The organism is Bacillus piscicola (assembly GCF_022458745.1).
Taxonomy (GTDB): domain Bacteria; phylum Bacillota; class Bacilli; order Bacillales; family Marinococcaceae; genus Alteribacillus_A; species Alteribacillus_A piscicola.
The window spans coordinates 160,041-172,867 of sequence record NZ_JAJJJF010000004.1 but is presented as its reverse complement, the minus strand read 5'-3'; the positions used below and the strand labels follow the sequence as shown (position 1 = coordinate 172,867).

General features: G+C 45.2%; 8 protein-coding genes and 6 tRNA genes. All 14 read left to right on the top strand.

Annotated features, from left to right (window positions below; all coding sequences use genetic code 11):
* Positions 1 to 6 precede the first annotated feature (6 nt).
* Positions 7 to 1,977: a DHH family phosphoesterase gene (locus LOR49_RS09525; RefSeq protein ID WP_240376298.1), complete on the top strand. Its 1,971-nt coding sequence runs from the start codon at positions 7 to 9 to the stop codon at positions 1,975 to 1,977.
* Complete coding sequence (gene rplI / locus LOR49_RS09520) at positions 1,974 to 2,417, top strand: 50S ribosomal protein L9 (RefSeq protein WP_240376296.1); 444 nt, start codon at positions 1,974 to 1,976, stop codon at positions 2,415 to 2,417. Before LOR49_RS09525 ends, rplI begins: the two co-directional genes overlap by 4 nt.
* 93 nt (positions 2,418 to 2,510) lie before the next feature.
* Positions 2,511 to 3,875 carry a replicative DNA helicase gene (gene dnaB / locus LOR49_RS09515; protein WP_240376294.1) on the top strand — a complete coding sequence of 455 codons (1,365 nt, stop codon included), beginning with the start codon at positions 2,511 to 2,513 and terminating at the stop codon, positions 3,873 to 3,875.
* A gap of 307 nt (positions 3,876 to 4,182) precedes the next feature.
* Positions 4,183 to 5,472 carry an adenylosuccinate synthase gene (locus LOR49_RS09510; RefSeq protein WP_240376292.1) on the top strand — a complete coding sequence of 430 codons (1,290 nt, stop codon included), beginning with the start codon at positions 4,183 to 4,185 and terminating at the stop codon, positions 5,470 to 5,472.
* 1,345 nt (positions 5,473 to 6,817) lie between these two features.
* Positions 6,818 to 6,893, top strand: a tRNA-Lys gene (locus LOR49_RS09505).
* A 34-nt stretch (positions 6,894 to 6,927) separates the two neighbouring features.
* Positions 6,928 to 7,002: transfer RNA gene (locus LOR49_RS09500), tRNA-Glu, on the top strand.
* Between the two features lie 3 nt (positions 7,003 to 7,005).
* Positions 7,006 to 7,081, top strand: a tRNA-Val gene (locus LOR49_RS09495).
* Positions 7,082 to 7,093: 12 nt separating this feature from the next.
* Positions 7,094 to 7,170: transfer RNA gene (locus tag LOR49_RS09490), tRNA-Met, on the top strand.
* A 280-nt stretch (positions 7,171 to 7,450) separates the two neighbouring features.
* Positions 7,451 to 7,526 (top strand) — tRNA-Asp (locus LOR49_RS09485).
* Positions 7,527 to 7,711: 185 nt separating this feature from the next.
* Positions 7,712 to 7,787, top strand: a tRNA-Phe gene (locus tag LOR49_RS09480).
* Between the two features lie 327 nt (positions 7,788 to 8,114).
* The gene (yycF, locus tag LOR49_RS09475) at positions 8,115 to 8,822 is read left to right on the top strand and encodes a response regulator YycF (protein WP_240376291.1); all 708 of its coding nucleotides are present in this window, start codon (positions 8,115 to 8,117) and stop codon (positions 8,820 to 8,822) included.
* 2 nt (positions 8,823 to 8,824) lie between these two features.
* A complete protein-coding gene (gene walK, locus LOR49_RS09470; protein WP_240376290.1) occupies positions 8,825 to 10,651 on the top strand; it encodes a cell wall metabolism sensor histidine kinase WalK in 1,827 nt (608 codons plus the stop codon).
* Positions 10,648 to 11,979, top strand: a complete 1,332-nt coding sequence (locus LOR49_RS09465; protein ID WP_240376289.1) for a YycH family regulatory protein — start codon at positions 10,648 to 10,650, stop codon at positions 11,977 to 11,979. The genes walK and LOR49_RS09465 overlap by 4 nt, the downstream gene beginning before the upstream one ends.
* Positions 11,966 to 12,805, top strand: coding sequence for a two-component system regulatory protein YycI (locus LOR49_RS09460; protein ID WP_240376288.1), 840 nt, complete (start codon positions 11,966 to 11,968; stop codon positions 12,803 to 12,805). Before LOR49_RS09465 ends, LOR49_RS09460 begins: the two co-directional genes overlap by 14 nt.
* Positions 12,806 to 12,827: the final 22 nt, after the last annotated feature.

Here is a 12,827-nt window from a genome sequence, read left to right as displayed (position 1 = left end):
GACGCTATGCCTAGGTTTTTGTTGAGACGGTGGCACGGTTACCATGTAATCGCCCTGTTTCTGGTGGCAATCGTGTTTATTGGTATTTTAACCTTTTATCAATGGGAAATAGGTGTAGTCGGTTTCACGCTGACAGCTGCTTTAATCATCTACACCTTTCTTGCCCGGCGTTCATTCGAACGGGATTTGGAGAAGTACATTAAGACGTTAACCCATCGTGTGAATAAAGCAGGGGAAGAAGCGGTTACGAAACTGCCAATTGGGATTGTGCTTTTCAATGATGGATATGAGATCCAGTGGGCGAACCCGTTTATGATGATGTATCTCCCGAAAGAATTTGTCGGTGAATCTTTACAAGAAATTTCAGCCGAGCTTCTCTCTTCCGTAAAAAAAGGGGAAGAAGAGATAGAACTGAAGTTGGAAGAGCGTCATTATTACGTCTATATCCGACAAGAAGAGCGGCTTCTTTATTTCTTTGATATGACGGATACGGCTGAGACAAGAGCTATGTATCAAGACGAGCAAACGGTAATTGGACTCGTCGACCTGGATAACTATGATGAGGTCACCCAAGGCATGGAGGATCAGGTTCGCAGCAGGCTGATGAGTCAGATTACCTCCCTGTTAAACGGATGGGCAAGCGAACATCACGTTCTGCTCCGCAGTGTATCATCGGATCGTTTTATCGCGGTGATGAACAAAAAGGCATTACGCCAACTGGAAAAAACGAGATTTGAAGTGTTAGACGAAGTGCGGGAAGTTACTGGTAAAGAAAAAGTCCAGATTACGTTAAGCATCGGAATCGGTGTCGGCGATGCCACTTTGAAAGAACTAGGAAATCTCGCCCAGTCCAGCCTTGACTTAGCGTTAGGGCGCGGCGGGGACCAGGCCGCAATTAAAGAAACAAACGGAAAGGTACGCTTCTACGGAGGAAAGTCGAATGCGATGGAAAAACGGACAAGAGTTCGGGCTCGTGTTATTTCGCATGCGCTTCGTGATTTTGTAATGGAGAGCGACCAAGTGATCATTATGGGTCATAAAAATCCGGATATGGATGCTATCGGGGCCGCTATTGGGGTGCTGAAAATCGCGGAAGTGAACCAAAAAGACGCGTATATTGTAGTAGATCCGAATGATATTAATCCCGACGTCCAGAAGCTGATGGAGGAAGTCAGTGAGCATGAACACTTATGGTCGCAATTTATTACGCCGGAAGAGGCACTTGATGAATTAAGCCGCCATACGCTCCTCGTCGTCGTGGACACTCATAAGCCGTCCATGGTTATTGAGCCGCGCCTTGTGGATGCCATCGAACGGGTAGTTGTCTTGGATCACCACCGCAGAGGCGAAGAATTTATTAAGGATCCGGTACTCGTCTACATGGAGCCTTATGCATCCTCTACAGCTGAGTTAGTGACGGAGCTCTTGGAGTATCAGCCGTCGAAGCTTGACATGGACGTACTCGAGGCGACAGCTATGCTTGCGGGCATTATTGTCGATACAAAGAGTTTTGCGATCCGGACAGGATCCCGGACCTTCGATGCCGCATCTTTCTTAAAGTCTCACGGGGCAGATACAACTCTTGTACAGATGTTGTTAAAAGAGGATATTGCCACGTATGTGCGACGGTCGCAGCTAATTGAGAGTGCCCATATCTATAAACAGGGCATGGCAATTGCCACCGCTAAACCAGAAGAAACATTCGAACAGATTTTAATTGCGCAAGCTGCGGATATTTTACTTACAATGAATGGGGTAAAGGGGTCATTTGTTATTTCCAAACGACAGGACGGGGTTATGAGTATTAGTGCCCGTTCATTAGGAGATGTAAATGTCCAATTGATCATGGAGTCATTGGGCGGAGGCGGCCATCTAACAAACGCAGCGACTCAGCTGCGAGACGTGACGATGGAAGAAGCGGAGGCCCGACTGAAATCCGCGATTGATGAATATTTGGAGGGAGGAACCGAAGAATGAAAGTAATTTTTCAACAAGATGTGAAAGGCAAAGGGAAAAAGGGAGAAATAAAGAACGTTTCGGAAGGATACGCGCGCAACTATTTATTTCCTAATAATTTGGCTGTAGAGGCAACCAAAGGGAACATGAAGAATTTGCAGGCGAAACAAGCAAGTGACGATAAGAAAGCGAAAGAACAGCTTGAGGAAGCAAAAGAATATAAAAAGAAACTAGAAAATACGACCGTTACAGTGAAAGCAAAAGCCGGAGAGGGCGGTCGCCTCTTTGGAGCAGTATCTACAAAGCAAATAGCAGAAACGTTAAAGCAGATGAATATGAAGGTGGATAAACGGAAAATAGAGCTTAACGATCCAATACGCTCCCTCGGTGTAACAAAAGTACCTATCAAAATTCATCCACAAGTAACGGCGACTGTCTCAGTACATGTGGTAGAAGAATAAATACGTTGAGTTATTAATCTTTGGAACGCAAGTGCTATGATGCAGTGCTTGCGCTTTTTCTAAGTTCGGTTTGCGAAAGGCAGGAAGACGGAAATGAATGATGTTTACACAGACCGAAAACCACCTCAGAATATTGAAGCGGAACAAGCCGTAATTGGAGCTGTCTTTCTTGAAAGTGAGGCACTCGTTGCGGCATCGGAACGCTTAACACCGGAAGACTTTTATCGGGCCGCTCATCAGCGTATTTTTCGTGCCATGCTGGAAATCGGGGAAAAAGGGGATCCTGTTGATCTCGTGACCGTCACTTCTCTTCTGCAAAACTACAATTGGCTGGAGGAGGTAGGGGGTATCTCCTACTTAACAGACTTGGCTAACTCTGTTCCTACTGCTGCTAACGTAGGCTATTACAGTAAGATTGTTCAAGAGAAATCACTTCTGCGCCGGTTAATCCAAACCGCAACCGAAATTGCTACAGAAGGATATGAAAGTGAAGAAGAAGTAGAAATAGTTTTAGATCACGCAGAGCGTTCTATTTTGGAAGTGGCTCATCAAAGAAGCTCGGGTGCCTTCGTTCCAATTAAAGACGTCCTTTTAGAAACCTATGACAACATTGAGATGCTGCAAAACCGTGAAAATGACGTGACGGGTATTTCGAGCGGGTTTGTCGAGCTGGATCGAATGACCGCTGGTTTCCAGCGTAGTGATCTGATTATCGTAGCTGCACGGCCGTCAATGGGGAAGACTGCCTTTGCCTTAAACATTGCCCAAAACGCAGCCACAAAAGCCCGTGAAAACGTGGCGGTTTTCAGTTTGGAAATGGGTGCTTCTCAACTCGCGCAGCGGATGCTTTGCGCAGAAGGAAATATTGATGCGACGAGGATGAGAACCGGGGCATTGAACGAAGAAGACTGGGAAAAGTTAACGTTCGCGATGGGAAGCTTGTCTGATTCCGGCATCTACATTGATGATTCTCCTGGCATAAGAGTGAATGACATCCGCGCGAAATGCCGCCGTCTCAAACAAGAGCGTGGCATTGGCATGATCGTGATTGATTACTTGCAACTGATCCAAGGAAGCTCTACAGGGGGAGAAAGCCGACAGCAGGAGGTCTCTGAAATTTCCCGGAGCTTGAAAGGATTAGCGCGTGAGCTGGATGTTCCCGTTATCGCGCTTTCTCAGTTATCCCGTGGGGTCGAGTCCCGTCAGGATAAGCGGCCGATGATGTCCGATTTACGTGAATCGGGAAGTATTGAACAAGACGCGGATATCGTTTCCTTTCTGTACCGGGAGGACTATTACGACCAGGAAGCAGAAAATCAAAACATCATTGAATTGATTATAGCGAAACAGCGGAACGGCCCGGTTGGAACGGTAGAGCTTGCGTTTATAAAAGAATACAATAAGTTTATAAATGTGGACAGGCGCCACGATGAAAGTGCAGCGCCGCCTGGAGCATAACTAAAAGCCTTGGCACAGAGTAATTAATCTGTTCCAAGGCTTTTATTAATGAAGAAGGGACTGCTTCAGGAGTAGTTTATTTGATACGTTTCCTTTTTTACGAACATATATTGAAAAAGCAAACACAACGTTCGTGTTTGGATTGACTTTACGTTCTTAAATTGATACACTTTACGAGGGTAATTTCGTGCAATCCATGAGTTTACATAAGAGATTCATTAGACCGCATACGTTATAGGTTTTTGGTGAAGGCTTAATCTTAAAATATCAAGCAGCCTGCTGAAGTTAGGTGCTGGAGGTGGACGAATTGTCGTCAGTTGTAGTGGTAGGTACACAATGGGGAGATGAAGGGAAAGGGAAAATTACCGATTATCTCTCAGAGAATGCAGAGGTAGTAGCACGTTATCAAGGAGGAAACAATGCCGGACATACCATCGTTTTTGGTGGAACGAAATATAAGCTGCATCTTATCCCGTCTGGCATTTTCTATAAGGATAAAATATGTGTCATTGGAAACGGAATGGTCATTGACCCAAAGGCACTTGTAGAAGAACTAACGTATTTACACGGACATGGAGTGGATACGAGCAACCTGCGCATCAGTAACCGCGCCCATGTGATTTTGCCGTATCATATTAAACTGGATCAGGCAGAAGAAACGAGCAAAGGTGCGAACAAAATCGGCACCACCGGAAAAGGGATTGGACCGGCTTATATGGATAAAGCAGCCCGCACCGGTATTCGTATTGCTGATTTGCTTGATAGAGAAGAATTTGCTGAAAAGCTGGAGCGTAATTTAAAGGAGAAAAACCGCCTGCTTGAAAAAATGTATGAGACAGAAGGGTTTACCAGCGCGGAAATATTAGACGAATACTATGAATATGGCCAGTTTTTCGCTGATCTTGTTTGTGACACCTCGGTTGTCTTGAATAATGCGATCGACAAAGGACGCCGTGTGTTATTTGAAGGTGCGCAAGGGGTTATGCTGGACATCGATCAGGGGACGTATCCTTTCGTCACCTCCTCGAACCCGATAGCGGGCGGAGTAACGATCGGTTCAGGCGTAGGACCTTCTAAAATCCGCCAAATTGTCGGGGTTTCCAAAGCGTATACCACCCGTGTAGGAGACGGACCATTTCCAACAGAACTAACGGATGAAATTGGGGATACGATTCGTGAAGTCGGAAATGAATACGGGACCACCACAGGAAGACCGCGTCGTGTCGGATGGTTTGACAGTGTAGTCGTTCGTCATGCACGCAGAGTAAGTGGTATAACGGATCTTTCCCTTAATTCGATCGATGTGTTGACGGGAATCGAAAAAGTGAAAATCTGTACCGCTTATAAATATCGCGGCGAAGTGATGGAAGAGTTCCCGGCAAGCCTCAAGGTGCTTGCTGAATGTGAACCGATCTATGAGGAAATGCCAGGATGGACAGAAGACATTACCGGCGTACGCACCTTGGATGAACTTCCGGAAAACGCGCGCCATTACTTGGAGCGGGTCTCCCAGCTAACGAACATTCCTGTTAGTATTTTTTCAGTCGGGCCCGACCGCAACCAGACGAACATGGTACGAGGAGTCTGGGGAGTATAGCTATAGTTTTTGAAAACATGAGCCGTACGAAGAGGAAACCCCTTTTCGTACCGGCTCTTTTTCGTAGGTAAAGCAGATTAAGAAGGCAAACCTATTGAAAATGCATTGAAAATAGGGATGACGTCGTGAAACCGAGCCGTGTGAGAAATAACGACGTCAAAGAGAGGGAATGAGGTCGCGAAAAAGAGCCGTGTGAGAAATAGCGACGTCAAAGAGAGGGAATGAAGTCGCGAAAAAGAGCCGTGTGAGAAATAGCGACGTCAAAGAGAGGGGATGACGTTGCGAAAAGGAAGCGTGTGAGAAATAACGACGTCAAAGAGAGGGAATGGAGTCGCGAAAAAGAGCCGTGTGAGAAATAGCGACGTTAAAGAGAGGGAATGAAGTCGTGAAAAAAGAGCCGTGCGAGAAATAGCGACGTCAAAGAGAGTGGATGACGTTGCGAAAAAGAGCCGTGCGAGAAATAGCGACGTCAAAGAGAGTGGATGACGTTGCGAAAAAGAGCCGTGTGAGAAATAACGACGTCAAAGAGAGGGAATGGAGTCGCGAAAAAGAGCCGTGTGAGAAATAGCGACGTCAAAGAGAGGGAATGAAGTCGCGAAAAAGAGCCGTGTGAGAAATAGCGACGTCAAAGAGAGGGAATGAAGTCGCGAAAAGGAGCCGGCTGAGAAATAGCAGCGTCAAAGAGAGGGGATGACGTTGCGAAAAGGAAGCGTGTGAGAAATAGTGACGTCAGAGAGAGTGGATGACGCCGTGAAAAGGAGCCGGCTGAGAAATAGCAGCGTCAAAGAGAGGGGATGACGTTGCGAAAAGGAAGCGTGTGAGAAATAGCGACGTTAAAGAGAGGGAATGAAGTCGCGAAAAAGAGCCGTGTGAGAAATAGCGACGTTAAAGAGAGGGAATGAAGTCGTGAAAAAGAGCCGTGCGATAAATAGCGACGTCAAAGAGAGGGGATGACGTTGCGAAAAGGAAGCGTGTGAGAAATAGTGACGTCAGAGAGAGTGGATGACGCCGTGAAAAGGAGCCGGCTGAGAAATAGCAGCGTCAAAGAGAGGGGATGACGTTGCGAAAAGGAAGCGTGTGAGAAATAGTGACGTCAAAGAGAGTGGATGAAGTCGCGAAAAGAATCCGGCTTGAGAAGTAACGACGTCAAAGAGGAGGATGACATCGTCAAAAAGAACCGTGTGAGAAATATCGTCATGATAGGAAGAATATGAAGCATGAAAATTAGTTTGGGAAATATTTTTTGAAAATGTACTTGTAATTTAAAACTCAACATGATAATATTATTTTTGTTGTCGCCAATCGTCGAAGCACGGAACGAAAGACGATGGTACATATATGAAACGAGCCATTAGCTCAGCTGGCAGAGCATCTGACTTTTAATCAGAGGGTCGGAGGTTCGAATCCTCCATGGCTCACCATTTTAGTAAATTGGAAATAACGGATTCAGATAAAGGCCCGTTGGTCAAGTGGTTAAGACACCGCCCTTTCACGGCGGTAACAGGGGTTCGAATCCCCTACGGGTCACCAAGTGGAGGATTAGCTCAGCTGGGAGAGCACCTGCCTTACAAGCAGGGGGTCGGCAGTTCGATCCTGTCATCCTCCACCATACAACTCACATCGCGGGGTGGAGCAGTCTGGCAGCTCGTCGGGCTCATAACCCGGAGGTCGAAGGTTCAAATCCTTCCCCCGCAACCAATACATATTTACGGTATGGTGATCCGTCACTGAACAAATTGTTTCTCAAGAAAGACTGACAGAGGAAACAAACGAGTTGAAGAAGGAGCGTGCTCCAGCACGTGACGCCTGAAACGAGAGCAGTTGACGAAGAGATTCGCAGCGTTTCCCCTGACTTTTTGTAAAGAAGAAGCAAGAAGGTCGAGGAAACAAACGAGTTGAGGAAGGAGCGTGCTCCGGCACGTGACGCCTGAAATGAGAGCAGTTGACGAAGAGATTCGCAGCTTATTCTTTACAAAAAGGGCCTGTGGTGTAGCGGTTAACATGCCTGCCTGTCACGCAGGAGATCGCGGGTTCGATTCCCGTCAGGCCCGCCATTATAACTAAAAAAAGATAGATGGCTCGATAGCTCAGTCGGTAGAGCAACGAGCAAAGCATCACCGAATTCACCACGAGTTGTCCTTGACGCACAAGCATCGAAGCTTTTGCCAGAAGAGGAAAGGACAGAGGAACGGACTGAATGCAATACGCTGCAAAATAGAATAGCAGTAAAACCTAAAATGGCTCGATAGCTCAGTCGGTAGAGCAGAGGACTGAAAATCCTCGTGTCGGCGGTTCGATTCCGTCTCGAGCCACCATTTAACTGATGAATGTGTTACGTCTGGATGAATCCAGGCGTTTTTTGTATAGGTGTAGAAGTCGATTCGCAGTAACGACTGAAAAGAGCATACGAAAAACGGACCAATTCATGAAGAGGTCACGGAAGAGGAGACAGGCTGTGTTACAATGGATAAGGAAATGACCTTCTCAGTCGGTGTCTTCTAGCGTTTAGGTCATAAAAAAGAATAAAGGGTTGGACAGTGTGGGTGAGAGCCTGTCAGAACTACGATTATATAAAAGATTTCAAGCAGTCTATGCAAGATTGGATAAAACTTTACACCAATAAGGGAATGGAGCGACGGCAAATGGACGAGAAAATCCTAGTAGTGGATGATGAGCAGCCAATTGCGGATATTCTGGAGTTTAATTTAAAAAAAGAAGGGTTCCAAGTGGAGGTAGCCTATGATGGCAATCAAGCTCTTGAAAAGGTAGATGATTTTACACCGGATCTTGTTTTGCTTGATATTATGCTTCCGCAAAAAGATGGCATGGAAGTGTGTCGGGAAATTCGTAAAAACCATGAGATGCCCATAATCATGCTAACGGCGAAAGACGCTGAGATTGATAAAGTGCTTGGACTTGAATTAGGAGCAGATGACTATGTCACCAAGCCATTCAGCACAAGAGAATTGATTGCCAGAGTGAAGGCGAATCTGCGTCGTCAACAGGCCGTTCCGGAAGACAATCAATCGAAGCAGAAGCAGATCGAAATTGGGGAGTTAGTTATTGATCCGGATGCTTATTTAGTGTCTAAACGAAACGCTCCTGTCGATTTGACACATAGGGAATTTGAGTTAATTTACTATCTTGCTCGTCACATTGGACAAGTGATGACAAGGGAACATTTGCTGCAAGCTGTGTGGGGATATGACTACTTTGGGGATGTTCGAACAGTGGATGTAACCGTCCGGCGTTTGCGGGAAAAAGTCGAGGATAATCCGAGTTATCCGACGTGGATCGTAACAAGACGGGGAGTCGGTTATTACTTAAAGCATCCTGATCAGGAGAAGTAATAATGAGAATTATCGATTTTGTAAGATCGATTCATGTGAAAATGATCGTCGTTTTTATGTTGCTTATTTTTATTGCGATTCAAGTGATTGGTGTCTATTTTACGCGCGAACTGGGAGCTCAGCTTGAAGATAATTATTTTAATATGTTAGAGGAACGGGCTGACTTGTTAAAATATAACGTTCGTCAGGAAATGACACGGGATCGCAACCCGGAAGATGAACCTATTGAAAGCAACATCGAGGATCTATTACAGGAATTTTTCTCGATTGAAAACTCGGAAGTACAAGTCATTGACTCCAATCAAAAAGTCTTAGGTACGTCAAATTGGCAAGACCAGGATATCGTCGGCCAGCAAAGTACAAATGTGCGAGTGGAGCGGGCCCTTCTTGGTAATGAGGATGCTACCATCGTACGAGAACGAGAAACAGGGGACCGTATTCGGGTGATGGCACAGCCGGTAGAGTCAGATGGAGAAGTGATGGGGGCTATCTACATTGAAGCTTCCATGGAAGGCATTTACAAAGAAATGGAAGAGATCAACGGCATTTTTTTTAACGGCACCATTATTGCGCTCGTGATCACGGCTGTTCTCGGTATATTGGTCTCGCAAACCATTACGCGGCCAATCGTCGATATGAGGAAACAAGCACGGGTCATGGGGGAAGGAGACTTTTCCCGGCGTGTGCATGTGTATGGCCAGGATGAGATCGGACAGTTGGCTGAATCTTTTAATACGCTGACGCAACGTTTAAAAGTGGCCCATGCGGATACGGAAGGGGAACGGAAAAAGCTCAGTTCTGTCTTAACTCACATGACGGATGGTGTCATTGCGACGGATGAACTGGGACGCATTATTTTGATGAACAAAAGAGCGGAGAGTCTATTACATGTAGACAGCCGCGATGTAATAGGAGCATTGTTGACAGACACCTTGAGTTTGGAGGAGACGGTCACACCGAGTGATTTGTATGATTACAACGATGCTATCTTGCTTGATTTCAGTAGTGAGTATGAAGAGTTCATTATGGAGGCTCACTTTTCGGTGATTCGTAATGAGGATGGCCCGGTGAATGGTTTGATTACGATTTTGCATGATGTAACCGAAAAGGAGAAAATCGAAAGAGAACGCCGCGAATTCGTGGCAAATGTTTCCCATGAACTGCGGACGCCGCTTACCACGTTAAGGAGTTACTTGGAAGCCTTGGAGGACGGGGCAATGGCTGATGAAAGTCTCGGACCGCGATTTTTAAAAGTGACTCAAAATGAAACCGAGCGAATGATTCGGCTTGTTAACGATTTATTGCAGTTGTCACGGATGGATAATGATGAACTGCAACTAACATACGCACCGACAGATATAGTAGAGTTATTAAATCAAATAACCGAACGTTTTGAGATGGTGACGAAAGACAAAAATATCGAATTTCATCGCTATTTCCCAAGGTATTCCGTCTATGTGGAGATGGATAAAGATAAAATGGTGCAAGTGTTCGACAATATCGTCTCGAATGCTGTCAAATACTCGCCTGACGGTGGTATCATCACGGTTCAGGTGATCACAAAAGCCAATGGCGTTGATATTGAGGTAACAGACGAAGGCGTCGGTATTCCAAAGGAGAATCAAGATAAAATATTCGAGCGTTTTTATAGAGTGGACAAGGCGAGAGCTCGCAATCTTGGCGGAACAGGTCTTGGGCTTGCCATTGCGAAAGAACTAGTCCAGGCTCACGGTGGAAAAATTAGTGTAGAGAGTGTTTGGAAAAAGGGAACAACCCTCTCTGTAACGCTTCCTTATTCCTATAGTAAAAAAGCGAGTGTTGCTGAATGAAAGAACGTGTAAAATCCTGGACGTTAACCATATTGGTAGCGATCAGTGTCTTGTTAACATGGCAGCTTTGGACCTATCAGCCAAATTATGCGTTATTAAACGAATCGGATTACCTTCCGAGTGAAAGCCCGGGAGAAGAACTTATGCTAAAGGATGTCATTGAACCGGAACAGCTGATTTTGCATAATGGAAACCGTCATCACGGACTGGACGGAACCGATCACTTGCTTTCTACGTTTTACCAACAAGTGCTTGATTCCCGCTTTGAAAATATTACGTTAAATCAAGGGTTTCGTGAAAATGAAATATATGAGGGCCAACGCGCAGCGGAACTTATATTTCCTGCCCCTATTCCGGGGGAAGCACTGGAAAGAATGTTAAACTTCGAAGCAGACATCCCTTATTTTTCTATTGAGTCGGTCGATCGCATTATTTTTATTGACAAGGGTGGGGATAGTGAGAAGCTGCGGGTGAAATTCATTTCTTATGAGGAGCCGGTGGTGTTAGAGGGAGAAACGAACTTTAGTTTGTCCACTTTTAGAGAGCGTTATATTCTCAACATGAGCAATTACCCGGCCGTTTTCCCGTTTAAAGTTGAGGGAAACACGGTCATTCCGAAAACACTCTTTCTTCCAGAAAGACCGGTTGCTTATAGTTATCTATCCGATACGACCACCACTATTAATTATAATGATTATTTACAACTGTTGTTTAGTGATGCTGATTATGTCAGGCAGTATCACCAAGATAATCAAGAAGCTTCCTTTACAGACGGTAACCGTATGATGAGCTTGGACGAGAATGGCGACTATCTCACGTATGTGAATCCTGTCTATAGCGAAAGTTCTAAAGACACCCAGCAGCATCATGTCGTTACGACGACATTTGACTTTATTAATTCGCGAGGAGGCTGGACAGATTATTATCGTTTGTATGACTGGCAGCAGTACCGTAAAAAAGAAAGCGCCACGTACCGGATGATTATCGCGGGTCTCCCAGTCTTTGAATCTCGCGGTCGTGATCTCGCGTCTATTACTGTTTCGAGATCGGGCGGACAAGTTACGGAGTTTTCCCGTCCTTTGTTTAATATGGATGAAAGCCCTATTGATACGAAAGGATCGAAAACCTTAGCATCTGGACAAGAGATCCTTCGTTACGTTAAAAAACAATTTGACATAAAAGAGGTCGAAGATATTCGGGTAGGGTACGCCATGGACAAAACAGAAAACCTTGTCGTACGCTTCGAGCCCAGCTGGTACGTGAAGTATGACGGAGCATGGTATTCAGTTGCCCCTGAAGAGAAGGAGGATGAAAGTGGATTGGAGTAGAACAAAAACCATCTTTATCATCGCGTTTCTTCTTCTAAATGCTTTTTTACTTTACCAGTTAATTGACAAAAAAAATGCGGGTGAAATTAACGTTCGAGCACAGGCAACGGTGAAAGAAAGACTTGCTGAAATGAACATTACCGTAACAGAGGAACTGCCGGAAGATAAAAGCGAAATCAGTCATATTGTTGGAGAGCCGATGGACATTTCGACAGAAGTCATAACGATGGTCGGCGAGGATAACGTGCACGTTTTAAACAATCGTTTCGTGGAAGTCACCTTAGACGAGCCATTCCCAGTAAATAACCCAGAGCGTGACATAGATACCTTCTTGTCACGGTTCGTCTGGAACGAAAAAGGATATGTCTACAGCAAGTGGGACAGCGAGGATAAACAAGTGTTCTTTCATCAGACATATAAAGAGCATAGCGTAGTGACGTACGATGAGAACCAACTTGTTCTCTTTATGAATGAAGATAATGAAATAGAAAGCTATATACAGAGTTATTTAGAGTTCAATGAAGAAGGAAAAGAAAAGGATATGCTTTCTCCCTACAAAGCAATTGAAGTCTTGCTGAATGACGGCATTATTTCGTTTAACGATAATGTGACGAAGGTTAGAATTGGCTATTACAGTCTGTTTAAGCCGGAAGGGGAAGTGCAAGTGTTTGCACCGATGTACCGCATCGAAGTAAACGAAAAATCCAGCTATCTTGTGCATGCTATCGACGGCTCTATTCAAGATTCCATTGGCGCAGAAGAGGATAAAAAAGAAGACATTTCGGAGAAAAAAACGAAAGCCGACACACAGGAAAGAACATCTTAGAGAGAGTAGTAATTGGAGAGTG